Source organism: Bacillus sp. B25(2016b) (assembly GCF_001679765.1).
Taxonomy (GTDB): Bacteria; Bacillota; Bacilli; order Bacillales; family Bacillaceae_G; genus Bacillus_A; species Bacillus_A thuringiensis_K.
Genome location: NZ_CP016285.1, coordinates 3,062,427 through 3,088,904, shown reverse-complemented (window position 1 = coordinate 3,088,904; position 26,478 = coordinate 3,062,427). Strand labels below are relative to the sequence as shown.

Sequence of the window (26,478 nt, the reverse complement as noted above, 5' to 3'; positions counted from 1 at the left end):
GATATATTTCAGTATTTAGAAGAGATGCAAGAGGATGTCTTTTCGTTAGCAGTAGAGCAAATAGAAGCGAAGTATTATGATATATACCGATTTGTATTGGTTTTCACGACCAAGATCCAATTATGCGAACAGGCAGAGACTAAGAATCTCTGCCTGCTTTTTATTTCTTTTCAAAAGTAGTAATGAAAACGCTACATATAATGAGCATACCACCAATGAAAAAGTTACTATTTAATGTCTCATTCAATAAGAGCCAACCAAGTAATGATCCAACGATAGGTTGGAAGAAGAAAAATAAGGAACCGATGCTTGCATCCATTAAGTCTAATCCTTTATTCCAAAGGAAAAAGGCACCTGCTGTTGAGACGATTCCTAAGTATAATACGCCTAATATGACGTACGTATTTACTGTTCCGATAGAGGATGTTTGTAGTTCCCCTATCATAAAAGGTGTAATAAAAAAGAGTGAAAAGAATATGGCATACGTTGTAATAACTAAGGATGAAAATTGGATTGAAGCGATTTTTACATAAATAGATAGTAAAGCCCACGTAATAGCGGCTCCAACTAAAATGATTGTTCCGATAAAATAGGAGCCAATTTCAATATCCCACCCGATTACGATAATGACACCGATTGTCGCTATGATAGTAGATAAAAGTCTACGAGCGGTTAGTTTTTCTTTCAAAATGAGCGCTGCAAATATAGCCATAAATGCAGGTGTAGCTGATGTTACTAATGAGCCTGTATGAGCGTCGGATAATTTTGTTCCGATAAATTGACATGTGATTGAAATAAAATATCCGATAAATCCAATCCAAGCGAATAGGAGCCAATCTTTTTTGCGAATGGTTACTTTTTTCTTTTGCTTTTTCTCAGCTAGTTTTAAAATGCCATACAAAACAACAAAAGCGATAATAAAGCGTAGCCAAACGAGTGTTAGTGGTGGGATAAAATCGAGTACGTATTTGCTAACAACATACATACCGCCCCATATACTTGCTGCTAGTGATAAGCATATAGCTCCTAAAATTGTTTGTTTCATTTGAAGTACCTCCGTCTATTTTTAGGGTAATATGAGTTCCCTAAGACGAGGCATAGTGTATGTGTTACAAGCCCGCCTTAGTTTATAGACGGCCTACAGGTTGATCGTTTTCGAATGAAGTGTTGTAGTACATGGGTGCATTCCTCCTTCATATTTTATAATGATATTATAACTTAATTTTCAGTTTATTGGGATGTTTCTTTAGGAAATAGTGGCTGTCTAAGAAAGTGTAGTATATGGTAGAAAAACATATTTTTAAAATAAGAGAAACCAATGACATAGCAGATAAGTATATTAAGAGTAGGATGAAAAAGTAGATTAATAGAGAAAGAGGAGGAGATTGTTATAACTACAACTGTTATTTCTCATTTTTATAACGAAGAGTATTTATTGCCGTGGTGGCTTATACATCATACGAAACTGTTTGATCATGGCATTTTAATTAATAAAGGTTCTAAGGATCGTTCGGTTGAGATTTGTAAAAAATTCGCACCGCATTGGGAGGTGCGAGATTCTGTAAATCCAGAGTTTGATGCATATGCGACAGATCATGAAGTGATGAGGATAGAACAAGAAGTACAAGGATGGAAAATGATTTTAAATACGACTGAGTTTCTTTGCGTGCAAGATAAAAATCAGTTTTGGAAATTGCTAAATGAATTGGGGAGGAGGATGTATTGGCTGGACGGGCTTATTATGGTTGATGATCCTAACTACAACTATCCGGACCTTAACTTTGGAATACCTTTAATGAAACAGCGGTTTCATGGTTATTTACCAGAAGATTGGCCGTTATGGAGAAGAGGTAGATTTATTCATAATCATGAGCATGGAAGTTATACGGTTGGAAGACATTTATCTGCGCATGAATCGATGATTTATCCACCTCTTGCCTGTATATTATGGTTTGGGTTTAGTCCGTGGAACGATGCGATGAGAAAGAGAAAGTTACAAATTGGTCCGACTCTTTCTGAAGCTAGTAAGCATGGGGGAATGGGGACGCATCATATTGTTACGCCGGAAAGATTAGAAGGATGGTATAAGGAATTAGCGAGAGGAACGAAGGATTTACGTTTTAATGATGCATATCGTTATGTTTTTGTATAAATGATTTCCACCATAAAATTGTTTCTTCAATTCCTGTATTTAGATCGTATGTTGGTTTCCAGTTTACTTCAGTTTTTAAACGTTCTACATTAACCCCGACAAATAAAGGTTCATCTTTAGAGAAAGGGATTGCACCTAGTTTAATTAAATGTTCTTTTCCTATCTTTTTAGCAATGATAGAAGCTAACTCTTTAATTTGTACAGATTGACCAGAAGCGATATTGATGGTGCCTGTAACGATGTGTTCTAATATTGTTACGAGAGCGTCAGCGACGTCACTCACATGGAGGAAATCTCTCGATTGTTTTCCATGTGTACATAGTGCTTCCTCGTTTTTTAATAAGGAAGTGATAATGTTAGAAACGAGCCGATTACCTTGTTCGTGAGGTCCATACATATGAAAAATGCGGCCCCAACACATGCTGAGGCCTGTTTGTTGTGCATACGTTTCTAGCCAGGAGTGCAGTGCATTTTTACATAAAGAATACGGGGTTTTATAGGAAAGGAGCGGTGAATCTTCAAATAATACGCCGTTAAACCATTCGTACTCTGCGCCAGTACCTGCAACGACAACACGCTTTCCACCGCATGTTGTAAAGTGTTGAATCAATGAAATACTAGACTTTAGCCAATAGTAATTATTAATAGATACATAGCATGCTGGTGGCACTGCTTCCCAAGCAAGGTGAATGAGATGGCTAGGCTGAACGTCGTAAATGAATTGTTTTACTTCGTCATCGCGAAGCAAGTTTACTTTATGCCAATGGCAAGGGAGGTGAGAGGGGTTATTTTTATTATACGTGGCGTGCACTTCGTATCCCTTTTGTATAAGTGAATGTACAACATATTTACCTATCCAGCCACTACCACCTGTTACAACAACTTTCTTCATGGCTCGATCACCTCAATTTCTGGAACCGTCACTAAAAATTTACCGCCCCATTCACGAATGAAAGAGCATTCTTTCATAATTTCGTCTTTCAAATTCCAAGGAAGTATAAGAATGTAATCTGGTTTTGTACGTTTAATTTCTGCTGGAGATTTTATTGGAATACGAGTTCCTGGTAAAAGGAGATTTTGTTTGTGAGGATTTTTATCTACTGTATAAGCTAGAAATTCTTTACCTATCCCGCAATAATTCAAAAGGGTGTTTCCTTTAGCTGGAGCACCGTAACCGATAATTTGTTTGTTTAAAGCTTTCGCTTCAATAAAAAACTTTAAAATATTTATTTTCAATTGTTCGATGCGTTTAGAAAAAAGGAGATAGCAATCTAAAGTATCTAACCCGTGGTCGACTTCTTTTTGAATTAATTTTGTAACATTGGAATGGATAGTTGATTGGGCACTTAGATGGTTTACAAAAATCCGTAAGGAACCACCATGCGTTGAAAGTTCTTCTACATCAACAATTTGTAAATGATGATAACTTAAAACTTTTTGAAGGCTTATAAGTGAGAAGTAGGAAAAGTGCTCATGGTAGATAGTATCGAACTGTTTAAAGGATATGAGGTTTAATAAGTGTGGGAATTCAATTGTTATCGTGCCATCACGTTTTAATAGTGTTTTTAAACCAGCGACAAAATCATGCAAGTTCGGAACGTGTGCTAATACGTTATTTGCGACGATTAAATCAGCTTGTGGCAATTTTTTTGCTAAGTCATTACTGAAAAAATTCACATGAGTAGGAATTCCTTTTTTGATAGCAATTTCTGCTACGTTTTTCGCGGGTTCAATTCCCAATGTCTCGATATTTTCTTTTTTAAAGTATTGTAATAAGTACCCATCGTTACTTGCGATTTCAATCACTTTTGAATGTTTCGTTAAGTTGAAACGCTTAATCGCCATTTCTACATATTGTTTAGCGTGTAGGAGCCAGCTTGAGGAGTAAGAGCTGAAGTATAAGTAGTCATGAAAAATATTGTGCGGAGATTCAAATTCATCTAGCTGCACGAGTAAACAAGAGTGACAAACAAATGTGTGCAGCGGATAAAATGGTTCCATTTTATATGAATTTTCAGGAGCTACAAATGAATTAGCAAGAGGAGAAACGCCCAAATCTAAAAAAGTGTTGGTTAGTAATGAGTGGCAAAAACGGCATTTTTTCTGTTCCATTTTATAGTCCCCTTATAAATTTTTGAATGCATCGATTTGTTGTCGCGTGAAAGATTCTATATTTTCACCGGATGCATATTTTTTGTACCAATCAACAGTCCAAGCAATAGAATCATCTGTTGATAACTTAGGGGTCCAGCCGAGTTTGTTTACTGCTTTTGTACTGTTGAGTGTTAAAATTGGTGATTCATAAGGAGTTTTCGTAGAGGGAGAATGGATGGTGAGTCGTTTATTCCATAATTTCGTTACGGATTGAATGACATCATTTACGGTTCTGCTAGGTTCATTAATCGGTCCGAAATTCCATGCTTCTGCATATTTAGCATCATTCCAAAGTTTCTCAGCTAGAAGGATATAGCCATGTAGAGGATCTAAAACATGTTGCCACGGACGGACGGCATATTTGTTTCGAATACACAAAGTATGATTGTGCAAATATGCCCGAATGATATCAGGGAATAATCGATCTTCTGCCCAATCACCACCGCCGATGACGTTACCAGCTCTGACTGAGACGAGTTTCTGGGTATTAGTGCGGAAGAATAATTTTTGATAGGATGTTGCCACTATTTCAGCGCAAGCTTTGCTAGCGCTATAAGGGTCGAAACCTCCTAGTCGGTCATTTTCCACGAACGCTCGGTCGCCACTACCGTCATTCTCATAACATTTATCGCTTGTCACATTAATAATGGCACGTACGCTTTCGACGGACTTTGCTGCTTCTAGCACGTGGACAGTACCTAAAACATTCGTTTTGAATGTATCGATAGGATTTTTGTATGAAGTGGTGACGATTGGCTGAGCTGCTAAATGAAATATTATGTCGGGATTATGTTGTTTTAGGGCGTGGAATAAAGAGTCGTAATCAGTAATATCGCCATGAATTGTCATACACTCTTTTGCTACGTTACCTTGTTCAAAAAGATTAGGAATGGATGGGGGATGAGAAGAAAAGCCCACTATTTCTGCCCCTAAAGAACTTAAGAAAAGGGTGAGCCAGGAGCCTTTAAATCCAGTATGTCCCGTAATAAATACTTTTTTCTTATTCCAAAAAGATGATGAAGCCATATTACCAAACCTTCCATGGAGCGTTATTACTTTCCCATAGCTCGACTAATTTATTTTTATCCCGCAATGTATCCATTGGATGCCAAAAACCAGAATGTTGATATGCGGCCAATTCGTTTTTGTTTACTAACTGAACTAAAGTGTCTGTTTCAAAAACAGACTTATCTCCACTAATGTAATTGAAAACTTCAGGATTTAAAACGAAAAATCCACCGTTAACCCATCCGCCATCACCTAATGGCTTTTCTTGAAAAGATGTTACAGACTGTTTATCTAATATGAGAGAACCAAATCTACCAGGAGGTTGTACGGCAGTAACAGTAGCCATTTTTCCATGTTTTTTATGGAATGTAATAAGTTCTTTTATATTTACATTACTTAATCCATCACCATAAGTGAGGCAGAAAGGTTCGTCTCCGACATAATTTTGAATCTTTTTCACTCGGCCACCCGTTTCGGTATTTACACCAGTATCGATTAGTGTAACTTTCCACGGTTCTACACGATGAGAATGGCTAGTAATTGTATTATCGTTTAACTGTATTGTGAAATCAGACATGTGTAAGTTGTAATTTAGAAAGAACTCTTTAATTGCATATCCTTTATAGCCTAAGCAAATAATAAACTCAGTAATCCCGTAATGACTATACAAACTCATAATGTGCCATAGAATGGGTTTTGTTCCAATTTCAATCATAGGTTTCGGTTTTAAATGTGTTTCTTCCCCAATTCTTGTACCGTACCCACCAGCAAGAATAACAGCTTTCATTTTTTCCTCCTAAAATAAAAATTTATTATTTATACAGTATTCATGTTTTATGCAAATGAGATTGTTTTTGATTAAGCGAATGAAAATGTTTGAGGCGATGACGATGCAGAAAATATTACGGTTTGAATTTTGGGAATAATTCTTGGTATTCAGGGTTATGACGGAGGTCTTGTGTTAGGTTACTAAGCTCTAAAAAACGTATGTCCAGTACTTCAGGAGATTGACCGTAATGTGTTTGAAGCCCCATTTGAACACCCCTTTTTGAAAGGGTAGGTGTAATTTGTAATTTTCTTGCCTTTGACTGTTCATTCCAAGGGCTAAAATAAAATTTTAAAATAAATGAAGGATAGTCATAAATTATATATCCGTGCCGCGAATGATGTCTACCAGGTAAATATGCACCATCTAGATGATTGTGAATAAATCTCCAAGCACATCCGAGTTGTGGGTTGTAAGGGAAGACACCGTGGTATCGCTGTTCTACTAAGGGGATAGAATATCTAGGCTTTGAATAATTATAATTGTGATTATCTATCATTAAAATCATTCTAATCGCATACATGTTTTGGCCTAGTGTATGAAGAGATGAAAAAAAATCTTCAGTATTATTACAACAAAAGAATTCAGTAGTATTTAAAACGATTTTCCAACCTGAAACTTCTCTTTCAATTTCCATCACTTCAATATCAGTATTAGTTGGATCAAACTCAAGAAATCTGGAATTTCGTACTTCCCAGTGGGGTGCTAATAGTTTACAAATCTCTACGGAACGATCTGTAGACCCTCTATTAATTAAAATGCCGTGATCGAATATTTTCGTGTGATGCATAAGCCACCATGGGAGTAGGTATTCTTCATTATAAAAATGAGAAATGATTGTCTTTTTCATGTTAATTTCCTCCTATACAAGCAATCATTATTAGTAGAATATGCTTTTAAATAAGAAAGGTTAAAAGGTACAGACAATGTAGTGATTAGGTAATAGTTTAGTAATTTTATTGTATGAGTGATTTGTATTGGATAATAGTAGGGTGGAGCTTGGAATTTGGTATAAATTGTGAATAATAAACCGTCACGTTTGACTGTACAGTTTATGTATTGTATCATGTAAGTAATATAAACAAGGGGGGAAGATCGTTGGGAAGGTGTATCGAATCGGACAGTTGGCTCTCATGGCTCACGTGTCGAAACGAACGATTGATTATTATACGAATCTAGGTATCTTAAAAGCGGAGCGATCTCAATCTAATTATCGCTATTACGACGAAACAGCATTTGAGACATTACAATTTATTGAGAAGTGCAAAGAAATGCATATGCCGCTTTGTGAAATTAAAGAGAAAATCGAGGAGAAGAAGAAGCTGCTCGGTATCAATGAACACGTTTCGAAACAAGTGAATGAAGTGACAGACCATATTCATCGATTAGAAGCAGAGTTAACAGAGTTAAAGCCGCTTTTAGATGGATTGACTGATTCACAACGTGAAAAAATATCGAAATCTTTATCTGGTCAAACGACAGCTTTAATACAGACACTTGCTCTATTATTATAGAAAAAGTGAAATCTGACCTCTTTAATTTTTGTATAGGGCTATGTTTTCTAAGAAACAAATAAGAAAACATTATAGTATACAGGAGGTGGACACCTTAGTTTTTTAACTAAGGGGATTCATTGGAAATATTTAATTTAGTCATGGTTGCGATTTTAATCGCATTTACTGGATTTTTCGTAGCAGCTGAGTTTGCGATTGTAAAAGTACGTTCAAGTCGTATTGATCAGCTTGTTGCAGAAGGAAAACGCGGTGCTTTAGCAGCGAAAAAGGTAACAACAAATTTAGATGAATATTTATCTGCTTGTCAATTAGGTATTACAGTGACAGCTATGGGATTAGGTTGGTTAGGTGAACCGACAATTGAAAAGTTATTACACCCATTATTTGAGAAATGGAACTTAAATCCTTCTATTTCATCAGTATTAACATTTGGTCTTGCTTTTATGTTAATGACGTATTTACACGTTGTAGTAGGGGAATTGGCTCCGAAAACGATGGCAATTCAAAAGGCTGAAAAAGTAACATTATTATTTGCAGCTCCACTAATGATGTTCTATAAAGTAATGTATCCATTTATTTGGGTATTGAATGGTTCAGCTCGTGTGATAACTGGTTTATTCGGTTTAAAACCGGCTTCTGAACATGAAGTAGCTCATACCGAAGAAGAATTACGCCTTATTCTTTCAGATAGCTATGAAAGTGGCGAAATTAATCAAGCCGAATACAAGTATGTAAATAACATTTTTGAATTTGATAATCGTATTGCAAAAGAGATTATGGTACCGCGAACAGAAATCGTTGGTTTCTACCTGGAAGATTCAGTAGAAGAACACATGAAAGTGATCCAAAATGAGAGATACACACGTTATCCGATTTTTGGAGAGGATAAAGATGATATTATCGGTATGGTCAACGTAAAAGATTTCTTTATTCGATATATGACCGAGGATCAAAAAGATTTATCATCTATTCGCTCGTATATGCGTCCGATTATTGAAGTGATGGAAACGACTCCAATTCACGATTTATTACTTCAAATGCAGAAGAAGCGAATTCCGATGGCTGTTTTATATGATGAGTACGGAGGAACAGCCGGAATTGTAACGCTTGAAGATATCTTGGAGGAAATCGTCGGCGAAATTCGTGACGAATATGATGAAGATGAAGCACCACCAATTCAACATGTGAACGAGCAACATATCATTGTTGATGGAAAAGTGCTTATCTCAGAAGTGAAAGATTTATTTGGATTACACATCGAAGAAGATGATGTGGATACAATCGGTGGATGGATTATGATGCAAAATCATGAAATCGAAGAAGGACAACACGTTGAGGCAGAAGGTTATGAATTTAAAGTGTTAGAAAAAGACGCTTACCAAATTAAACGTGTTGAAATTCGTAAGATGGAACAAGAACAAGAAGAAGAGAAAGCAGCAACTGTGTAAGTTGCTGCTTTTCTTCTAAAGTACAAAAAATGAGAACTTAGGAGCGGATATTTTGATTCAAGAAGCCTTACGTGTATATCGATTACAATTGTATGTGATCTTTAGTGGTTTACTACTTATGTGGACGATTACTCCGTTTGGAAAACAAGTGACAGGGTTTGGTATTGGATTAGCAGTAAGCGCCTATTGTCTTTGGTTATTAGCTCGCAGAGTGGAGAAACTCGGAAAAAGTATCGTAATGAAGGAAAAGTCTCCTGGATTAGGAGTTTTAAACCGATTTGCAGCTGCTATTTTAGGAGCTATAATCATGTATGAAATTGAGCATGAAATGGAAATTTGGGCATTCGGTACAGGTATTTTAGGTGGTCACTTTTTAATGATTGCAAATTTAGCGTATGCAAATATGCAGTTAGTGAAAGAAGAAGAGAAGCAAAGGGAACATGCTTCGAAAAACATAGAGCTATGATGAAAGGGACCTAATTTGGTTCCTTTTTTAGTTTAGCGATATGATACAAGTAATCAAATTAACGACAAATATGATACGCTTCTTTTTTGCGTTTTTCAATAGTATGAAAAATAATAAAAAAATTTTAAAAAACCCATCGATTTCTAAAGGTTATGTATGTTATTATGACAAAAGACTTTTTGAAAGAGGTGGATACCAATGTTACAAGCGCTACTTATTTTTGTGCTACAAATTATTTACGTTCCAATTTTAACAATTCGTACGATTTTGCTTGTAAAGAATCAAACAAGATCCGCTGCTGGTGTTGGATTGTTAGAAGGAGCTATTTACATTGTCAGTTTAGGTATTGTGTTTCAAGATTTATCAAATTGGATGAACATCGTTGCCTATGTCATTGGCTTTAGTGCGGGACTGTTATTAGGCGGTTATATAGAGAATAAATTAGCAATTGGTTATATTACGTATCAAGTTAGTTTACTAGACCGTTGTAATGAATTAGTAGATGAGTTACGTCACTCTGGATTTGGCGTTACAGTATTTGAAGGCGAAGGTATTAATTCTATACGTTATCGCTTAGATATCGTCGCAAAGCGTTCTAGAGAGAAAGAGCTTTTAGAAATTATTAATGAAATTGCACCGAAAGCGTTTATGTCTTCGTATGAAATTCGTTCGTTTAAAGGTGGATATTTAACGAAAGCGATGAAGAAAAGAGCGTTAATGAAGAAGAAAGATGAACATGCATCGTAAAAAAGAGGAGTAGTGCTGCGGTAAAAGCGCAGTATAAGTCCAAATGTAAAAGGGAGGAATCTATTTTGATGTAGATTCCTCTCTTTTTTATGAAAAATATTCATCTGTTAATTCAAAAAAACTAAATCGTATAATTATTTTTTTTACTCATTCTCAAATTAATGATTAGCCATATAATTTGAAAAAATACCGGTATGATAAACGTAATTAATAAAACGATAAGTGATATTGATTTAATTTCAGGTGTTTGAATAACACCAGCACCATCAAAATCTCGTAGCCAAATGATAGTGGCCCATATTCCAAAAACGATAATCCAAAATATGTTACCAATCCACCAAGAAATCCATCGTTTTTTCATGTTAGCACCCCTTACATGTATCTACTGTTAAAAGTATATTTTCGTTCGTTACATTTATAATGAAACAACTTTAAAATCAGTTTTTAACTGTATATCTAACTTGTTTGAAGGTTACTATTTCTCCACCATCATCATCATCTTTCGTTTGCAAAAGTTGAACTTTTGGTTTGTAGTCTGTCCTATGAGCGTGTTCGATATCTTTAATGTTAAGCTTGTAGGATTCACCATTCTTTAGCTTTTGTTCCAACACTTTTTTATTAGCAACATAAATAAAGGTCACTTTATTTTCATCAATGCCCTCGGTCTTAATTTCTAATTCATTATCTTTTGTTGTAATGGTTGGTGTTAATAATTCCATACTGCCGTTTCCAGTTTCTAAAGAATTTCCTGGAATAGCTGAACATCCGGATAATATGATTCCGGTGAATAGAAGAACAGCTAATTTCTGTTTCATAACATCCCTCAATTCCATGTGAATTTTGATTTTGGTATTGCTAGATTACTAGTGTGGAGCGTAAATGTTTAGTTAGTACCCTTTTAATTGTACCATAATATGTAAATTAAAACAGGGTGTATATCCAATTTAAGGGAGATTGAAAAATTTACTGATTGTTGTAAATTCGTGTGTTTTAGCTTCTATTTCAATCGAAATGTAGACGAGAGAAAGAAATTTTTTTATAGAAATTATAATTTTTACATTTTACTATAATGATAGGGAATAGATGAATTCATTTACTTCGGAGGTATTTATTTGAACATTAATGAGAAGGCAATTGAAATGTTTGAACAAAATAAATATGAGGAAGCAATGGAACTGTTTCAACAAGCAGTACATGAATCTAGAGACGTACAATCTCTCAATAATCTGGCTTGGATGTACTTTTATGAGGAAGAGAATGATGATAAAGCTCTTGAATTAATAAGAGAAGTTGTTAAGTTGAATCCTTCTTCATACTTTCCTTATAACATCTTAGGGGACATTTACATGAAACAAGAAAAATGGACAGAAGCGAAAGAAGCATTACAAAAGTCTATTTCGATTCAACCATCAGATGAAGCATATCATAATGTAGCTGTAGCACATTATAACCTTGGAGAGCTGGAAAAAGCTTCAGAATTTTTCTTGCGAGTTGCAGGGGATTCGGACTATATCATGTATAGCTATGTAAAATGTTTAATTGATTTAGAACGAATGACAGAAGCAAAAGAGAAGTTAGATACTTTTAACAGGGAATCTGATAATTTTTTAGGGGAAATTAAGGTAGCAGATTTATATGTTGAGTTGAATTGCTATAAAGAAGCAATTGAATGGTTCGAAAAGGGATATAAAGAATGCTGGAAAAGTCCTAATTGGATTGGTAGATTTGTGTATGCTCTATATAAAACGAATAATTTCTCCCGTATAAATGAAGTTATACGGGAATCTATCGAAGCGAAAACAGCAGAAATAGAAGATGTTCAGAATGAAGAAGTAGAAGAAAACTGGACAGAAAATGATAAGAAAGAGTTAATTGAGGAATATACAGAAGAGAATAATTGTTATAAAACATTGGTAGAACGTATCAAATCTGGATACGTTCCAGGATTAGAGTTTGAAACTGATTATATAGGGGCTTGCTATTTATTTGGTTGTAAAAGACATAATCACCTTGAATATGAAAAATAAAAAGATTCGACTGTCACATATGATGGTCGAATCTTTTTCGTTATAGGTCGCTTGTATTGCATAGGTGTACATCCTCTTTAGAGGCCACTTTTTTTATATTCAAAATATGTAGTGAAATAAAACCAATAAGTCCTATTCCGCCAAAAATAAGCCATGGTGTATACATTCCGCTTAAGTTGGATGTAAAAGATGTACCGGTATAATTACCAATGATAAAACCAAATGCGAGTGATAATTGATAAAATCCGAAGAAAGTGGCTGTATATGATTCATTACTGTAATTTGCAATAGCGATATCAGCGTTAGGTAATACGAGTGTTTCACCGATTGTAAATAAAATTACACAAATAAAGAGCCAATATGGGTGTCGAAATAAAGGAATGAGTAAAAAGGAAATACTCATTAATAAAACACCGTATTTAATAATCGAAAGTGTGTTGTATTTGTGGAATAATTTTCGGAATAATACCATAAATATGACGCCTGTTATCGCATTTATCGTAATAACGAGTGTAGCAAGTTGATTGCTATTACTAATGTTTTTCATATGAAGTGGAAGTGCGACAGTAAGCTGAGTAAACATAATATAGAAGAAAATCATGATAAAGGAAAACAGAAGGAAATACTTGTTTTGTAAGATGGCCTGTATTCCTAATGTAATAGACGTGTTTTCAGTAGTGACTTGGAAGTGATTTTTAAGTAAGTAAAAGATAAAAGCAAATAACAGCATAAGAGATCCTGTTAGAGAGAAAGCGTAGAGTGGATCGAGTAAGAGTAAGAATCCTCCTGCAATTGGTCCGATTATTGCACCGCAATTAAAGCTAAGGTTTAAATATGTAAATAAATTTTTTCTCAAATGAGCTGGCTGTGAGCCAAATATAGCACGAGCGGCAGGTTCGTAAAATGCAGTTCCGAAGCCAATAAGTGCAGAAGAAATAGAAATTGTATGGAAATCAGAGCATATTCCTAAAGCGATAAATCCGATTCCTCTCAAAAATAAACCGGCTATCATCATAATGATATAGCCTATTTTGTCAGCAATTAACCCTGAGAATAATGGGATAACTCGTGATGTAATTGTCATAACCGTCAACACTGTTCCTACTTGGACAGCAGAAAAATGAAGAAAGGTTAATAGATAAATAGCTAAAAATGCGTATACTGCAAAATACCCAAAAGACATAAAAAATGAAGAAATAAGCATGAAACGTATCGGTGTTGAGAAACTTTTCATAGAAATCCTCCTAATTATGTAACCAGTAAAAATATTTGATGGTTAACTATTTTATACTATAATTATACATAAAGTCAGAAAAAAGTAAATTTTAAGAAGAAGGTGGATCGAATTGAATCAAAACGCTCCAAATGAACTAGAATATATTCGGGAATTTTTAAATACATGGAGAATACCAAACGATACGAGAGAGCCAATTGATTTGCTGCAAACAAAAGAAGATATAAAGCTCTTTATGAAAGAATATTTTGATGAAGAGTTTCCATTTCATACGATAGAGGAATTAAGAGGTTTTCGAGAAGATATTCGGATGACAATTGAAGGCGAAGGATCATTGCAAAAATGGTTAGAGAAATACCCATTTCATGTACATATAAAGGATAATATGAAAGGTATTACATATGAACCAGTATATAAAGAGAATGTGTATACAAAAGTGTTAAGCATTGTGTTAATGTCAATTCAAGAAAGTGTGTGGGGAAGGTTAAAAGCATGTCCAGATTGTCGCTGGGTATTTTATGATCATTCGCGAAATGGAAGTAAAAGATGGTGTGGTATGTATGCTGGAGAAGAAGGAGGAAGAGCATGCGGTACGATTGCAAAAGTGAAAAACTACCGGGCGAAGAGAAAAGGGCGATCTGGTTATGATATGTAATTAATATTAGAGAAAGAAAAATGGATGGGGGGAATGAATAATATGAAAGGCACACAAATGCTAGCTATAAATAAAAAGTGTTGGGATACAGTTGCACCTTATTTTTTTCAAGTGGATTGTTTACCTAAATATGGTCCGTATACGGCGTCTGAAGATGAGATTCGTTTGTTCGATTCAATCAGAAAGAAAAAGGTTCTTGATATTGGCTGTGGAAGTGGGCATTCGTTGCAATATATGGCGGAACAAGGGGCAGAGGAATTATGGGGGCTTGATCTTTCGAGTACACAAATTGAAATAGCGAATAAGACGTTAAAGGATTGGAATCCAAAGTTAGTATGCGGAGCAATGGAAGAAGAAGGAGATATTCCGAAAGGATATTTTGATATTGTATATTCCATTTATGCATTAGGTTGGACTTCGGATTTAAGAAAAACGTTGGAACTGATTTATTCATATGTAAAGCCAGGGGGAAGTTTTATTTTTAGTTGGGAGCACCCAGTATATTCAAACTTACAGTATGGTACGGAAGAAGTTGCTATAAAGTCTTCTTATCATGAGGAAACGCCCATTACGTTTGAAACATTTAAAGGAGAAAATGTACAAGCGACATTATATAAGAGAAAAATAAGTACATACATAAATGAGTTAAATAGAGCGGGATTTAAAATTGAGAGAATAGAAGAGCCTGAACCATCGAGCTCGTTTGATGGAGAACTAGCTGAGCCGTCTACGAAATATTATTCTTTATATAAAGCTAGGATGGTGCCAACTACTTTTATTATTAAGGCGAGGAAGTAAATTGTTTTATAAAAAGAAGCCTATCATTTCAAATAGATGAAATGATAGGCTTCTTTATTTTAAAAAAATGAGGTCAAAAGTGTACTTTTCTTATAAAGATGCATTTCATATGAAAGGTGTAATTATTTTGGGGAAGGGGGATTGTTGTGCGTCATCATAGAAAGTGCAAAAAATTTGGAGTGGCACTGCCTCTTCCGCGTATAGGAGCAACGGGTCCGACAGGTAATAGTGGTCCAATCGGTCCAACTGGAGGGCATGAAGATCCGGTCGGGCCTCCGGGAATTACTGGGCCTACGGGAGCAACTGGTCCACAAGGCCCCCAAGGTATTGGGGGGATACAAGGACCACGAGGGACAACAGGAGCTCAAGGGATACAAGGTCCCGTTGGTGATACTGGAGAGCAAGGAATTACTGGTCCGGTCGGCTTATAAGGTCCTCAAGGATTAATTGGAGAGCAAGGTCCTGTTGGTGATATTGGATTACAAGGTATGCAAGGAATACAAGGAATTACAGGCCCTGCTGGTAGTCAAGGTATACAGGGCGCCCAAGGAATACAAGGAGAAATAGGTGAGCAAGGAGAAACGGGCGCGCAAGGAGTGCAGGAAGAAATAGGTGTAACCGGAATATCAGGTGTAACGGGCCCTCAAGGTTCTCAAGGGGCGCAAGGAATACAAGGGGAGGACGGAACTACAGGTATACAAGGAATACAAGGAGTTCAAGGAATAACAGGAGCAACCGGTGTAGAAGGCCCAATAGGCATACAAGGTCCGCAGGGAGAAATCGGTCCAACCGGTGCGGAAGGTCCTAGAGGTGTGCAAGGAATACAAGGCGTAACAGGTCCAACAGGAGCGCAAGGTTCTCAAGGTATACAAGGTGTGCAAGGAATTACCGGTCCAACAGGTGCACAAGGAATTAGAGGTCCCCAAGGAAATACAGGGGAAGTCGGTATAACAGGTCCACAGGGAGTCCAAGGGGCGCAAGGTAGTCAAGGCCCACAAGGCCCACAAGGAAATGTTGGAATTACAGGTGCAACGGGTGAAACTGGAGCCACAGGAGCAACTGGGGCAACTGGACTACAAGGTGTGCAAGGTGTTCAAGGGATTACGGGAATACAAGGGATAACGGGAACGACAGGCAATACAGGTGCAACGGGTCCGCAAGGAATACAAGGTATACAAGGGATTCAAGGGTTGCAAGGCCCAATTGGAGCAAGTGGGGTGACAGGTGCTAATGGTAGTATAGGACCAGTTGGAGCGCAAGGTAGTCAGGGGCAAAATGGAGCGGTTGGACCTACAGGTGCAACTGGTAGCGTAGGAGCAATAGGCTTCTCGGGAATAGTAGGAGCGACGGGAGTAACGGGCCCTCAAGGACCTCAAGGAATTCAAGGACCACAAGGTGTAACAGGAGCAACCGGAGCAACCGGACCGACAGGAGCAACCGGTCCACAAGGAGTGCAAGGAATCCAAGGACCACAAGGGATAACAGGTCAGGCAGGAGCAGCGGGAGCGACGGGTGCAACAGGACCGACAGGAATCCAAGGAATAACAGGAGCAACAGGGGGAACGGGAGTAACAGGCCCAACAGGTGCTACGGGCCCAACCGGCTTAACCGGTGCAACTGGATCGTCTGCCATTTCAACAGGTGGCGGCTATTTCTTCTCTACCTCAACAAGTACAATTGCAGCAAATGCCAACATCCCAATTAATTCTGGATCTACTGTATATGGAACTGGTGTATCTTTAACTAGTGCTACAACTGTCACAGTATCCACACCAGGAATATATTTAGTAAGCTACTATTTCCAAGGGGACGCGACTGGTGGGAATGAGACAGTATCTGTTAGGTTACTATTAAATGGAACGCAACTAACAGGGAGTTTTATACAAAACGTAACGACATCAACTGTAGTAATCGAACCAGCCATTTCAAATACACTTCTTGTGAATGTGACGAGTGCCAATTCAACATTAATATTACAAAATGGCCCGTTAGGTGTAGGTCATGTGACTACTATAGCAGGTGCGATTACAGCAAGTTTAAATGTAGTGAAAATTTTATAAAGAATATAAAAAACACAAGGAATGTCTTTGTAAGACACACCTTGTGTTTTTTAATATTAAATAAACATTTTCTTCATCTTTTCGGTTGGAAAATATGCTGAAAGAAGTATTTGTGATGTAAGTTATCTACAACTTTATTTGCTTGATATGTGCGTTGTTTTTCAATTCGGAGTCTTTGCTCCATCATTTTTATTGCGTGATCAGATAAACGTAACATAATACATTCTCCTTTTCTATAAATATAGGTGACTATTTGATATCGATCCCATATTTATAATTAAGGAGGCAAAATGTGTAACATAGGCAAAAAGCACCTTCCTCTCCCATTACGCTTACGAGGTTAGCTGTCGGACTCGGGAAGTGAGAGTTTCCCTACTTAAAGAAGATTCGCCCCAAGTAGCATAGCTACAAAAATGGTTCCCCCGCTCCAAAATTTGGACTCAGCAAAAGGTTTTATAAAGTAAAAAATAACACAAAGGAGCGAACGAGTCAAATTATTTTGTGTATTCTGTCTTTTTTAATTGCGTAAGAATCATACCGTTAGGAAGTATTGTATCTGATACTGTAATGAATCCGTGTTTTTTATATAAAGTAATAGCAGGGGTATTCGCTTTACCCGTTTGTACAATGTATGTCATAGAAGAAGGGAACATGTTAAATATATAAATTAGGAGTTTCGTTGCGATTCCTTTTTGAAAAAAATCGGGCGATACAACTAACCTGTGGATATCGATTAGTTTTTCTTCTTGTACAAAAGAAATAAAACCGACAAGTTTATTTTCAGAGAAATATCCATAGAATGTTTCAACGCAACTTTGAATATCGTTTACAGTATCATATAAACGAGGTATGGCAGTACTATTTAAGTAGTCTGCTTCAACTTTATAAGCTGGAATTTGAACCTGTAAAATGGATGTTGCTACTTCAAAAGAAGTGGAATTTAACTTAAGAATCATAGATAATGAAGCCTCCTTTAAATATGGTATATGAATATAATTGCTTTATGGGTGAGTTTGACAATATTTTTCTTTTTTGCATATAATATATGTATCTCCATATGTAAAATAGTAGTAAATATATTTCTATAGTGAAATATGATTAGCAATGATAGATACATATGTTTGTATTGAATCATACAAACTATAATAGAAATGGAGGACTAAAAATGGGATGGATTATCACATTAATAGTTGGTGCTATTATAGGTGCAATTGCTAGTTCTATAACGGGTAAAAATTTCCCAGGTGGTATGTTCGGAAATATTATCGCAGGTTTATTAGGTGCTTCGTTAGGTGGTAGATTATTTGGATCCTTTGGGCCATCATTTGGTGGGATTCATGTCGTACCAGCATTATTAGGTGCAATCGTGTTAATTTTTATTGTATCATTTGTAGTGAAAGCTGCAAAGAAATAGATATATAGATTATGATGAAGAGCCCTGAATAAGGGCTTTTCATCATTCGAAGAGGTGGTTTCATTGGAGAAAATAAATATAAGAAAAAGAGATAAGTTAAGAAAGTTTTTTAGAGAACAAAATTATTTGGCGGTATTACTTGGATTTGCGTTATTGTTCATTAATATTTTATTGCTAACAAAAATATCATTTGTTTTTACACCGTTTATCGTATTTTTAAAAACAATTTTCTTCCCAGTACTATTAGCAGGCGTGCTATTCTATATTTTACATCCATTCGTTTCGCTTTTAGAAAAGAAAGGTGTTTCAAGAATTGTATCGATAGCTTCCATATATTTAATCGTACTAGGATTATTTGTATTTTTAGTTGTAACGGTTATCCCTATTATTAAAGATCAAATTGATGCATTAATTGATAACTTACCTTATTTTGGTCATGAGATTGAACAAGCAGCACGTAGATTCGGGGAAAGTAATTTACTCGGTAAAATTCAGGAGAATTTAAATATTAATGTTGCGAATATGGTAAAAGACTACACAGTTGATTTTACGAAATCTTTATCATCAGTAACAGGAAATGTAACTGGATTTTTGAGTACTGTTACAGAGGTTGTTTTAACATTTGTAATGGTTCCATTTATATTGTTCTATCTTTTAAAAGATGGTGAGCAATTGCCGAATCACTTTTTAAAGTTTATTTCAGAGCAAAGACAACCAGCAGCAATGAGAATACTAGACGATATGCATTATGCGATTAGTTCGTACATTAGAGGGCAAATTATCGTGAGCTTGTTTATCGGTATTATGCTATTAATCGGTTACCTTATTATCGGTATAAAATATGCGGTATTACTTGCGATTTTAGCGATGATTGTAAATATCGTTCCGTACGTAGGACCAATTATCGCGATTACACCAGCGTTAATTATCGCATTTATCGACTCGCCAGCAATGGTGTTAAAAGTAATTATCGTTATGATGGTTGTACAATTAGCAGAAGGTAAATTTATTTCTCCGCAAGTTATGGGGAAAAAGTTAGACATTCATCCGATTACTATCATTTTTATTATTTTAACTGCCGGAAATTTATTTGGGATTATGGGCATTATTTTAGCGATTCCAGGGTATGCGATATTAAAAGTGTTAGTGACGCACGGTTATAGATTTGTTAAGTTGAATACGTGAAAAAAAGAGCTAAAACAGTGGGAACTGTTTTAGCTCTTTTTTATTAACAATTCATTTGCATATTGGCGCGCCCATTGATCCGCTTCTAATATAGCATCTAGTGAAGGATCTTTTACGTTATGATGAGCTTCAACTGTTTTGTAAATTGTTTTTTCAATATCGAAAAAGGCAATTTCATTTTTTAAGAATAGTGCATTTGCAATTTCATTTGCTGCATTTAATACAGCGGGAGTAGTACCACCGATTTTGCCACATTCATATGCGTATTGTAGACAAGGGAACTTCTCTAAATCTGGTTTTTCAAAATGTAAACTACCAATTTCTAATAAATTTAATTTTTCATAGGAAGAAGATAGCCGAGTAGGGTAGTGAAACGCATATTGAATTGGCATTCTCATATCAGGAGCACCGAGCTGCGCAATAACTGATCCATCAATAAACTCTACTAAAGAATGAATAATACTTTCTTTATGAATCATTACATCAATTTTTTCATAAGGAATATCAAATAGCCATCTTGCTTCCATTACTTCGAACCCTTTATTCATTAATGTGGCAGAATCAATCGTTAGTTTTGCCCCCATTAACCAGTTTGGGTGCTTTAAAGCATCTTTTGCTTGTAATGTTTGCATTTCATCACGTGTTTTATCACGGAATGCACCGCCAGAAGCTGTAACGATTAATTTGTCAATTTCTTTATTATTTTCTCCGTTTAAACATTGGAAAATAGCTGAATGTTCGCTATCGACTGGAATTAAACGACATCCGTTTTGCTTGGCCAGTTCAGTTACGATATGACCAGCTGCAACTAACGTTTCTTTATTAGCGATGGCAATATCTTTCTTCGCTTTTAATGCTTCAATTGTTGGAAGTAACCCTGAAACACCAATGATGGAACTTAATAAAAGATTTGAATCAGGGTGAGTAGCTACCGCAATTAAGCCATCTGTTCCGTATGTAATTTTTACGTTGGTTGAAATACGCGTACGAAGCGTGTCTGCTAATTCTTTTGTCGCAACGCTTACAATGCGAGGTTGAAACGTTTCGATTTGTTGCTCAAGAAGATCAATATTATAATTTGCGGTTAAACCGACGATTTTAAAATGTTCGGGATGAGCTGAAACGACATCTAATGCAGATGTGCCGATAGATCCTGTTGAACCTAAAATAGATATATATTTTACCATGAAAAAACCTCCAAAGTTGTTTCGAGTATTTCTGCAAACCTATATGGTATTAGACAATTGAAGTGGAAATTCCTGCTATATAAAGTAGAAAATTTTGGTTTGTTTAGAAGTGAAATGTGATAAACTGTAAAAAATAATGAAAAGCGATGAAAGAGAAGAGTACATATTCGAAACTTTTCAGAGAGCTGATGTATGATATGGTGGGAATCAGTAAGGGATGAATGTGGAATGGGCTCTGGAGCTTCTAACTGAAATGAGTAAGTAAAGACGGTTGCTTCACGTTAAGAAGTTGAAGTGAGCTATTCATGATAGCTAATTAAGGTGGTACCGCGGGAGTCTCTCGTCCTTTTTTAAGGATGAGGGGCTCTTTTTATTTTGAGAAAGGAGGAGTTAGGATGAGTGACAAAATAATGTTAACAGGAATTAAGCCGACAGGTTATCCGCATTTAGGAAATTATATTGGTGCGATTAAACCTGCATTACAAATGTCAAAGAATAATGAAGGAAAAGCATTGTACTTTATAGCTGATTATCATGCATTAAATGCTGTGCATGATCCGAGTCAGTTTAGTAGTTATACGAAAGAGGTAGCAGCTACTTGGCTATCGCTTGGACTTGGAGAAGATGTGATTTTTTATCGACAAACGGAAGTGCCGGAGATTCTAGAATTAGCTTGGATTTTAGCTTGCCTAACTCCGAAAGGTCTTATGAACCGTGCTCATGCGTATAAAGCGAAGGCGGAGCAAAATAAAGAAGCAGGGTTAGAGGTCGATGCGGGAGTGAATATGGGGTTATACACGTACCCGATTTTAATGGCAGCTGACATATTATTATTTCAAGCTACTCATGTACCAGTTGGAAAAGACCAAATTCAGCATATTGAAATTGCTCGTGATATTGCGACGTATTTTAATCATACATTTGGCACGACATTTACACTTCCAGAGTATGTCATACAAGAAGAAGGAGCTATTTTACCTGGTCTTGACGGAAGGAAGATGAGTAAAAGTTACGGAAATGTGATCCCATTATTTGCAGAGCAAGAAAAACTACGAAAATTAATATTTAAAATCAAAACAGATTCTTCACTTCCAAATGAACCGAAAGAACTAGAAACCTTATTTACAATTTATAAAGAATTTGCGACAGAAGACGAAGTACAGTCATTACGTGAAAAATATGAGACTGGAATCGGATGGGGCGATGTTAAAAAAGAGTTATTTCGCGTTGTAGATCGTGAGTTAGCTGGACCTCGGGAGAAATACGCAATGTATATGAATGAGCCAAATTTATTATATGAAGCGTTAGAAAAAGGTGCTGAGCGGGCACGTGCTATTGCGAAGGTAAATTTAGCGGAAATTAAAAAGCAGATTGGATTTGAGAGGGAACGTTAAGCGTTCCCTTATTTTTTTAGATAATCTGTAATAATCCTCTCAATAACAGGAGGAAGATTATTAGGTAATTTATCAAGTGAAAAGAAGCGTAGTTCTTTTGATTCACTTTGATCGCATACAAGTTCACCATGAAATTCTCGGCAAATATAAACAACGAGTACACCGTGTACTTGATCGCCGTTTGGATAGATTTGAAAGAAGTCTGGCCCTGAGTATGTACGGAATAGTTCTGGATTTTTAATAATAAGTCCAGTTTCTTCAAACACTTCTCGTTTTAAAGCATCTTCTAACGTTTCGTTATATTCTAGGGCACCACCAATAATGCCCCAGCGTTTAAAATCTGTACGGAGTTGCAGCAATACTTCATCTTTTTCATTTAATATAATGGCGTGTGATCCTATTAAAATAAGTGGATGATTTCCTACTAGATTTCTCATATCTTCAATATAACCCATGTCATTGCTCCTTGTATTTAATAATAGTTAGGAAGTTCTTTTAACATTCTTTCTGTTTTACGTGCTGTAAAGGCTAAGTTATGGTCATCTTTTGTTCTGAAAAATAATGTGCGTAAAAAGGTTTTAATATTGGCACATAAAATACAATACTCATTAAGCGAAAGGCGTTTTCTAATTTGAGGAAGCCTTTTTATTTTTTTATGAATAATAGAAATTAACTCGTTTTGAGGAAAATCATGATACAGCATTGCTAGTAATGGCGTAACAATGCGCTCATCTTCGTTATTATGAAAAAGGTCAGATGGAATAAAGATTTTATTTAATAAACAATGAATTAATTCTTCGTACCATTCAAAAGTTGTATACGTATTATGAACAATTTCAGTAAAGGCATCAGATACATGAGCAAGACAATGAGCCCATCCTTTATTTTCGATATAGCCCCGAAAATCCGTTTCTAAGTTTGTGTATGTAATGAGTTTATTTTTTATTTCTTCGATATCCTCCTCTGTACAAAAGTAGTGCGAATTAGCGAATTGGAGTATTAACGCAATTAACGAAACAGTGTAAGAACGTGTGAAAACCCCATCTGTATGTGGGGAGTAAATGTCACAATATAAATACTCATCACTTAAACAAGTTTGCAGAAGTAATTTCAGCTGATCGTCCATAAGGAATTCATGATGAATGAAATGCGCAAAACATTTATATATAAGTTGGTAACGAACGTAGCTATCAGTCGTTCCGATATACTGAAGCATGTTCAAAGTTAACTCATTTACATCTATATGCTGTAGTTGCGTATAGTCATTTTGTTGTATAAGCTCTAATTGTTGTTGCAATGCTGTAATATCCACTGGAGAACCTCCTCCGCACTTTAAAGATGCGATCTTTTCTAGTATTCTATATATTCAAGGACAATCCTGCTCATGCAAGGAGAACGATTAGAAATTCGAGTATGATATAGATGAGGGAAGAATATGACGACGATAGAACAGTTAGAAAAACATTTTAAAATAAGAAGAAGTGCTTCTTCTATTATGATAAAAGAAAATAATGCAGAGGTTTTTACAGAAGAGCAATTAGAGGGAATGATGCAGTATTGCGTTGCCGAAGCTGAAAAAGATGGATTAGAAAAATTACATTTTGAAATTTCTTCAAAAAGCCCAAATTATGATGTGTATAAAAAATGTTTTGAAACGTATTCATTTGAATATGTTACGGAAAGCATGATTGTATTTAAAGATATATACGAAGTAGAAGATATAGAAAGTGAAGTTGATTTTAAGTTAATTGAAGAAGTAGGGGAAGAGGCTTTTTATTCACTGTGGAATGAAGCGACGGGAGAACCAGTCGTTCATGATCAATTTGTGCATATGATGCTACAAGAAATTGGTGAGCAATGGAAAGAACATTGCTTAACAGCGAATGTCGATGAAAAGCCGATAGGAATTGTAATCCCGCATATTGAAAGAGGTACGTTAGAAGAAGGGAAACTTATGTACTTCGCAGTTACTCCAAATATGCGTAATAAGGGATATGAAGCTGCATTATTTGCAGGTGCGTTGTTTGTCTTAAAGGAAATAGGTGCATCTTATTATATTGGTGAGACAAATATGAAAAATGAGTGGATGAAGGATGTTTTTGAAAAGAATGGATGTCAGTTGCTGAGTTGTACTGAGCGGTATGTGAGGGAGTTTTAGGAGGGTGAATGATGTACTCTCTCGAACTCATTTAGTGGGAGGGGTATATATGTTAAAACAATCCATGCATTCATTCGTTTTACTGTATCCAAATGTGTTGTTAGAAGGGTGGAGGATTGAAAAAGTTTCAGAACGTTTTGAAGGTGAAAAGTGGGAAACTGTTTGGTTTCAGATTGATACTCCAACTGGAATGTTTCGAGTAAAGGAGTTTTTTCTCGATATAATGGAGCCAGTATTTCCAGATACCTGTATTTCTCAAGCAAAAGGGGATTGTTTTCAATATAAAAAGCTTGTGTATTAAAAAGGTGTAAATTATAAAGGAAAAGAAAGTTACGTTACATCTACATGGAAAACACAAGTTGAAATTTCTGTTGATCATGGATATGTAAACCTAGGCGAAATGGAAAGGTTTCTACTCGGATTACAACCGGTACATACAGAGTTTGCGAAAACGATATTACATACACCATTTTACTTATTAAGCTTTCAAGCTAAGAGAGGTGAAATGGGTGAGATAGGAAGATGTCGTGAGTGGAATGATCCAGATAACATACGCTATGTAAAGTTATCAATTCATAAAAAGCTGAGTTGGAAACTTGAATCGGTCGGTTTTGGAAATGACGAAACGCAGTATGTATACTGGGACGAAGTTAATAAACTATATGCACTTTGGGTTTGTAGACATAAAAACAAAGCGTATTATCCTGTTTCTTCATGGATAATGAACTATGGCCCAAAACAAATTATAAACGGGTTAGAGTTTTATTCGCACCCTGATCGCGGAACAGTTGTATATGAAAATCTCGGTAATGAACAAATCGCATACGTATTTCGAGGGAATCCATGTACAAATTTTGAACAAGTAAAAGAACTTTTTGTCTCTTTGTAAGATAAAAAGAAAAATGAGAACGACAAAGTAGATATTCCTATAATAAAATAGAGAAGGATTAGACTATACGAAGAAAGCGTTGGTGAAAGAATGGAGCAGCAAAGACATGGGCTACAAGCAACTGTAGAAAGAAATGAAACGAATACGTTACATATAAAGTGGGAAGATAATATAGAAGAAGTTCGCATTTATTGGAGTACTTCACCAGATCATATTGAAGAAAATGGGGAGTTACTTGCAATGGTAAATGGAGAATCATCATATACAATTGGAAATTTAAGTGAAAATGAGCGTCCATATTTTAGACTAATAGGTAGTAATGGACAAGCAGTGACAGTAGCTGAGCGTAGACTGCCATTACAAGGCGCGTTTAACTTCCGTGATATGGGAGGGTATGAAACGCTTGAAGGCCGTAAAGTAAAATGGGGCAAGTTGTACCGTTCTGAAGAGTTAGCAGGATTAACAGAGTGGGATATTGAGTATTTACAAAAGTCTGGCTTAAAGTTAATTTGTGATTACCGTACAGACTTCGAAGTGAAGCATAAGCCAAACCCTGAGATTACAGGAGCTCGTCAAGTGTGCTTACCAGTTATGCAAGATTTAGCGAAAGACTTGAATATAAATGAGTTTTTCCAAGTTGGTGACCTTTCTATGTTAGGGAAACCAGGCGAATACCTTGTAAAAATGAATCAAGATTTCGTAAGTGGTAACGAGGCGTTCGTAAGCTTCTTAAACTTAGCGCAAAACCCGGAAAACTTACCGTTAGTAAACCACTGTACAGCTGGAAAAGACCGTACTGGATTTGGATCAGCATTATTATTACTTTTACTAGGTGTACCAGAGAAAACAGTAATGGAAGATTATTTACTAAGTAACGGTTTCCGTGAAAAGTTAAACGAGAAAATGATGGCCTTTTTAGGTGCAAAACTACAAAACGATGAGAGTAGAGCGATATTAGGTGCGATGTTCGAAGCTCGTGCTGAGTATTTACAAGCTGCGATTGATGAAGTGAAAAAGCAATATGGTTCAGTTGAAGCGTATGCTGAAAAAGCACTTGGCTTTACGAAAGAGTCGTTAGAGGAAATGAAAGTGTTATTGTTAGAGGATAAATAAGAATTCGGGAGGCTGATTGGATTAGCCTCCTTTTCTTATTGTTGATATC

At 36.0% G+C, this 26,478-nt stretch carries 27 protein-coding genes, 2 pseudogenes, 1 riboswitch and 1 other annotated feature; of the genes and pseudogenes, 15 read left to right on the top strand and 14 right to left on the bottom strand.

Features of this window, described 5'->3' with window-relative positions; translation table 11 throughout:
* Positions 1-160: 160 nt before the first annotated feature.
* On the bottom strand, positions 161-1,045 hold the full coding sequence (locus BAQ53_RS15740; RefSeq protein ID WP_000814728.1) for a DMT family transporter: 885 nt from the start codon (positions 1,043-1,045) through the stop codon (positions 161-163).
* A gap of 321 nt (positions 1,046-1,366) precedes the next feature.
* Here BAQ53_RS15740 and BAQ53_RS15735 point away from each other — a divergent pair, with 321 nt between their 5' ends.
* A complete protein-coding gene (locus tag BAQ53_RS15735) occupies positions 1,367-2,152 on the top strand; it encodes a glycosyltransferase family 2 protein (RefSeq protein ID WP_208906956.1) in 786 nt (261 codons plus the stop codon).
* Here BAQ53_RS15735 and BAQ53_RS15730 read toward each other — a convergent pair.
* From BAQ53_RS15730 to BAQ53_RS15710, 5 genes are all read right to left on the bottom strand, one after another.
* Positions 2,121-3,044 carry an NAD-dependent epimerase/dehydratase family protein gene (locus tag BAQ53_RS15730; RefSeq protein ID WP_208905794.1) on the bottom strand — a complete coding sequence of 308 codons (924 nt, stop codon included), beginning with the start codon at positions 3,042-3,044 and terminating at the stop codon, positions 2,121-2,123. The genes BAQ53_RS15735 and BAQ53_RS15730 overlap by 32 nt on opposite strands.
* Complete coding sequence (locus BAQ53_RS15725; protein ID WP_000435767.1) at positions 3,041-4,264, bottom strand: class I SAM-dependent methyltransferase; 1,224 nt, start codon at positions 4,262-4,264, stop codon at positions 3,041-3,043. Before BAQ53_RS15725 ends, BAQ53_RS15730 begins: the two co-directional genes overlap by 4 nt.
* A 12-nt stretch (positions 4,265-4,276) precedes the next feature.
* Positions 4,277-5,332, bottom strand: a complete 1,056-nt coding sequence (rfbG, locus tag BAQ53_RS15720; RefSeq protein WP_208905792.1) for a CDP-glucose 4,6-dehydratase — start codon at positions 5,330-5,332, stop codon at positions 4,277-4,279.
* A gap of 1 nt (position 5,333) precedes the next feature.
* A complete protein-coding gene (gene rfbF / locus BAQ53_RS15715) occupies positions 5,334-6,101 on the bottom strand; it encodes a glucose-1-phosphate cytidylyltransferase (RefSeq protein WP_000648807.1) in 768 nt (255 codons plus the stop codon).
* Positions 6,102-6,216: 115 nt separating this feature from the next.
* Entirely contained in the window at positions 6,217-6,990 is a 774-nt protein-coding gene (locus tag BAQ53_RS15710; protein WP_000750968.1) for a glycosyltransferase family 2 protein, read from the bottom strand.
* Between the two features lie 256 nt (positions 6,991-7,246).
* Between BAQ53_RS15710 and BAQ53_RS15705 the strand changes: the two genes are divergently transcribed.
* The 4 genes from BAQ53_RS15705 (at position 7,247) to BAQ53_RS15690 (ending at position 10,315) form a co-directional block, all read left to right on the top strand.
* Positions 7,247-7,654, top strand: coding sequence for a MerR family transcriptional regulator (locus BAQ53_RS15705; protein ID WP_000285637.1), 408 nt, complete (start codon positions 7,247-7,249; stop codon positions 7,652-7,654).
* Between the two features lie 119 nt (positions 7,655-7,773).
* On the top strand, positions 7,774-9,102 hold the full coding sequence (locus BAQ53_RS15700) for a hemolysin family protein (RefSeq protein ID WP_000402275.1): 1,329 nt from the start codon (positions 7,774-7,776) through the stop codon (positions 9,100-9,102).
* Positions 9,103-9,154: 52 nt separating this feature from the next.
* A complete protein-coding gene (locus BAQ53_RS15695) occupies positions 9,155-9,568 on the top strand; it encodes an ATP synthase subunit I (RefSeq protein ID WP_000613879.1) in 414 nt (137 codons plus the stop codon).
* A 198-nt stretch (positions 9,569-9,766) separates the two neighbouring features.
* The gene (locus BAQ53_RS15690) at positions 9,767-10,315 is read left to right on the top strand and encodes a DUF2179 domain-containing protein (RefSeq protein ID WP_000938438.1); all 549 of its coding nucleotides are present in this window, start codon (positions 9,767-9,769) and stop codon (positions 10,313-10,315) included.
* Positions 10,316-10,436: 121 nt separating this feature from the next.
* Here BAQ53_RS15690 and BAQ53_RS15685 read toward each other — a convergent pair whose 3' ends face one another.
* Together BAQ53_RS15685 and BAQ53_RS15680 are read right to left on the bottom strand one after the other, a co-directional pair.
* The gene (locus tag BAQ53_RS15685) at positions 10,437-10,676 is read right to left on the bottom strand and encodes a DUF3923 family protein (protein ID WP_000747686.1); all 240 of its coding nucleotides are present in this window, start codon (positions 10,674-10,676) and stop codon (positions 10,437-10,439) included.
* Positions 10,677-10,752: 76 nt separating this feature from the next.
* Positions 10,753-11,148, bottom strand: a complete 396-nt coding sequence (locus BAQ53_RS15680; protein ID WP_074593361.1) for a hypothetical protein — start codon at positions 11,146-11,148, stop codon at positions 10,753-10,755.
* 279 nt (positions 11,149-11,427) lie between these two features.
* On the opposite strand from BAQ53_RS15680, the gene BAQ53_RS15675 reads away from it, so the two are divergent.
* A complete protein-coding gene (locus BAQ53_RS15675) occupies positions 11,428-12,342 on the top strand; it encodes a tetratricopeptide repeat protein (RefSeq protein WP_001024460.1) in 915 nt (304 codons plus the stop codon).
* Between the two features lie 40 nt (positions 12,343-12,382).
* On the opposite strand, the gene BAQ53_RS15670 is transcribed toward BAQ53_RS15675, so the two are convergent.
* Positions 12,383-13,576 (bottom strand): MDR family MFS transporter, encoded by a 1,194-nt coding sequence (locus tag BAQ53_RS15670; RefSeq protein ID WP_208905790.1) that lies wholly within the window; start codon positions 13,574-13,576, stop codon positions 12,383-12,385.
* 112 nt (positions 13,577-13,688) lie between these two features.
* Here BAQ53_RS15670 and BAQ53_RS15665 point away from each other — a divergent pair, with 112 nt between their 5' ends.
* The 3 genes and pseudogenes from BAQ53_RS15665 to BAQ53_RS15655 all read left to right on the top strand — a co-directional run bounded on the left by BAQ53_RS15665 (position 13,689) and on the right by BAQ53_RS15655 (position 17,089).
* Positions 13,689-14,231: a CGNR zinc finger domain-containing protein gene (locus BAQ53_RS15665; protein WP_208905788.1), complete on the top strand. Its 543-nt coding sequence runs from the start codon at positions 13,689-13,691 to the stop codon at positions 14,229-14,231.
* A gap of 42 nt (positions 14,232-14,273) precedes the next feature.
* On the top strand, positions 14,274-15,029 hold the full coding sequence (locus BAQ53_RS15660; RefSeq protein ID WP_208905780.1) for a class I SAM-dependent methyltransferase: 756 nt from the start codon (positions 14,274-14,276) through the stop codon (positions 15,027-15,029).
* A 146-nt stretch (positions 15,030-15,175) separates the two neighbouring features.
* A pseudogene (locus tag BAQ53_RS15655) lies at positions 15,176-17,089 on the top strand (collagen-like protein).
* Between the two features lie 73 nt (positions 17,090-17,162).
* Here BAQ53_RS15655 and BAQ53_RS15650 read toward each other — a convergent pair.
* Entirely contained in the window at positions 17,163-17,306 is a 144-nt protein-coding gene (locus BAQ53_RS15650) for a hypothetical protein (RefSeq protein WP_000945243.1), read from the bottom strand.
* 96 nt (positions 17,307-17,402) lie between these two features.
* A riboswitch (cyclic di-AMP (ydaO/yuaA leader) is annotated at positions 17,403-17,545 on the bottom strand.
* A 38-nt stretch (positions 17,546-17,583) separates the two neighbouring features.
* Entirely contained in the window at positions 17,584-18,045 is a 462-nt protein-coding gene (locus BAQ53_RS15645) for a GNAT family N-acetyltransferase (RefSeq protein ID WP_208905778.1), read from the bottom strand.
* A 209-nt stretch (positions 18,046-18,254) separates the two neighbouring features.
* Between BAQ53_RS15645 and BAQ53_RS15640 the strand changes: the two genes are divergently transcribed.
* Both BAQ53_RS15640 and BAQ53_RS15635 read left to right on the top strand, forming a co-directional pair.
* Positions 18,255-18,503: a GlsB/YeaQ/YmgE family stress response membrane protein gene (locus tag BAQ53_RS15640; RefSeq protein ID WP_000539730.1), complete on the top strand. Its 249-nt coding sequence runs from the start codon at positions 18,255-18,257 to the stop codon at positions 18,501-18,503.
* Between the two features lie 63 nt (positions 18,504-18,566).
* The gene (locus tag BAQ53_RS15635) at positions 18,567-19,688 is read left to right on the top strand and encodes an AI-2E family transporter (RefSeq protein WP_000411481.1); all 1,122 of its coding nucleotides are present in this window, start codon (positions 18,567-18,569) and stop codon (positions 19,686-19,688) included.
* 29 nt (positions 19,689-19,717) lie between these two features.
* Here the strand turns inward: BAQ53_RS15635 and BAQ53_RS15630 are convergent, their stop codons facing one another.
* Complete coding sequence (locus tag BAQ53_RS15630; RefSeq protein ID WP_208905776.1) at positions 19,718-20,875, bottom strand: 1-deoxy-D-xylulose-5-phosphate reductoisomerase; 1,158 nt, start codon at positions 20,873-20,875, stop codon at positions 19,718-19,720.
* 137 nt (positions 20,876-21,012) lie between these two features.
* Positions 21,013-21,226 (top strand) — a binding site (T-box leader).
* Positions 21,227-21,270: 44 nt separating this feature from the next.
* Between BAQ53_RS15630 and BAQ53_RS15625 the strand changes: the two genes are divergently transcribed.
* Positions 21,271-22,269 carry a tryptophan--tRNA ligase gene (locus BAQ53_RS15625; protein WP_208905774.1) on the top strand — a complete coding sequence of 333 codons (999 nt, stop codon included), beginning with the start codon at positions 21,271-21,273 and terminating at the stop codon, positions 22,267-22,269.
* Positions 22,270-22,277: 8 nt separating this feature from the next.
* Here the strand turns inward: BAQ53_RS15625 and BAQ53_RS15620 are convergent, their stop codons facing one another.
* Entirely contained in the window at positions 22,278-22,724 is a 447-nt protein-coding gene (locus tag BAQ53_RS15620; protein ID WP_000540455.1) for an NUDIX hydrolase, read from the bottom strand.
* A 17-nt stretch (positions 22,725-22,741) separates the two neighbouring features.
* Entirely contained in the window at positions 22,742-23,581 is an 840-nt protein-coding gene (locus BAQ53_RS15615) for a DUF2785 domain-containing protein (RefSeq protein WP_000355454.1), read from the bottom strand.
* A gap of 123 nt (positions 23,582-23,704) precedes the next feature.
* On the opposite strand from BAQ53_RS15615, the gene BAQ53_RS15610 reads away from it, so the two are divergent.
* The 3 genes and pseudogenes from BAQ53_RS15610 to BAQ53_RS15600 all read left to right on the top strand — a co-directional run bounded on the left by BAQ53_RS15610 (position 23,705) and on the right by BAQ53_RS15600 (position 26,429).
* Positions 23,705-24,427 carry a GNAT family N-acetyltransferase gene (locus BAQ53_RS15610; RefSeq protein ID WP_000207421.1) on the top strand — a complete coding sequence of 241 codons (723 nt, stop codon included), beginning with the start codon at positions 23,705-23,707 and terminating at the stop codon, positions 24,425-24,427.
* Positions 24,428-24,476: 49 nt separating this feature from the next.
* A pseudogene (locus BAQ53_RS15605) lies at positions 24,477-25,316 on the top strand (hypothetical protein).
* 90 nt (positions 25,317-25,406) lie between these two features.
* Positions 25,407-26,429, top strand: a complete 1,023-nt coding sequence (locus tag BAQ53_RS15600) for a tyrosine-protein phosphatase (protein WP_208905772.1) — start codon at positions 25,407-25,409, stop codon at positions 26,427-26,429.
* Positions 26,430-26,478 lie beyond the last annotated feature (49 nt).

Excerpts from the sequence above, each read along its gene's own strand:
- BAQ53_RS15730 (WP_208905794.1), bottom strand. The coding sequence starts at position 3,044 with ATGAAGAAAGTTGTTGTAACAGGTGGTAGTGGCTGGATAGGTAAATAT.
- BAQ53_RS15680 (WP_074593361.1), bottom strand. The coding sequence starts at position 11,148 with ATGGAATTGAGGGATGTTATGAAACAGAAATTAGCTGTTCTTCTATTC.
- BAQ53_RS15620 (WP_000540455.1), bottom strand. The coding sequence starts at position 22,724 with ATGGGTTATATTGAAGATATGAGAAATCTAGTAGGAAATCATCCACTT.
- BAQ53_RS15600 (WP_208905772.1), top strand. The coding sequence starts at position 25,407 with ATGGAGCAGCAAAGACATGGGCTACAAGCAACTGTAGAAAGAAATGAA.
- BAQ53_RS15640 (WP_000539730.1), top strand. The coding sequence starts at position 18,255 with ATGGGATGGATTATCACATTAATAGTTGGTGCTATTATAGGTGCAATT.
- rfbF (WP_000648807.1), bottom strand. The coding sequence starts at position 6,101 with ATGAAAGCTGTTATTCTTGCTGGTGGGTACGGTACAAGAATTGGGGAA.
- BAQ53_RS15685 (WP_000747686.1), bottom strand. The coding sequence starts at position 10,676 with ATGAAAAAACGATGGATTTCTTGGTGGATTGGTAACATATTTTGGATT.
- BAQ53_RS15645 (WP_208905778.1), bottom strand. The coding sequence starts at position 18,045 with ATGATTCTTAAGTTAAATTCCACTTCTTTTGAAGTAGCAACATCCATT.
- BAQ53_RS15650 (WP_000945243.1), bottom strand. The coding sequence starts at position 17,306 with ATGTTACGTTTATCTGATCACGCAATAAAAATGATGGAGCAAAGACTC.
- BAQ53_RS15670 (WP_208905790.1), bottom strand. The coding sequence starts at position 13,576 with ATGAAAAGTTTCTCAACACCGATACGTTTCATGCTTATTTCTTCATTT.
- rfbG (WP_208905792.1), bottom strand. The coding sequence starts at position 5,332 with ATGGCTTCATCATCTTTTTGGAATAAGAAAAAAGTATTTATTACGGGA.
- BAQ53_RS15660 (WP_208905780.1), top strand. The coding sequence starts at position 14,274 with ATGAAAGGCACACAAATGCTAGCTATAAATAAAAAGTGTTGGGATACA.
- BAQ53_RS15725 (WP_000435767.1), bottom strand. The coding sequence starts at position 4,264 with ATGGAACAGAAAAAATGCCGTTTTTGCCACTCATTACTAACCAACACT.
- BAQ53_RS15630 (WP_208905776.1), bottom strand. The coding sequence starts at position 20,875 with ATGGTAAAATATATATCTATTTTAGGTTCAACAGGATCTATCGGCACA.
- BAQ53_RS15710 (WP_000750968.1), bottom strand. The coding sequence starts at position 6,990 with ATGAAAAAGACAATCATTTCTCATTTTTATAATGAAGAATACCTACTC.
- BAQ53_RS15690 (WP_000938438.1), top strand. The coding sequence starts at position 9,767 with ATGTTACAAGCGCTACTTATTTTTGTGCTACAAATTATTTACGTTCCA.
- BAQ53_RS15625 (WP_208905774.1), top strand. The coding sequence starts at position 21,271 with ATGAGTGACAAAATAATGTTAACAGGAATTAAGCCGACAGGTTATCCG.
- BAQ53_RS15610 (WP_000207421.1), top strand. The coding sequence starts at position 23,705 with ATGACGACGATAGAACAGTTAGAAAAACATTTTAAAATAAGAAGAAGT.
- BAQ53_RS15740 (WP_000814728.1), bottom strand. The coding sequence starts at position 1,045 with ATGAAACAAACAATTTTAGGAGCTATATGCTTATCACTAGCAGCAAGT.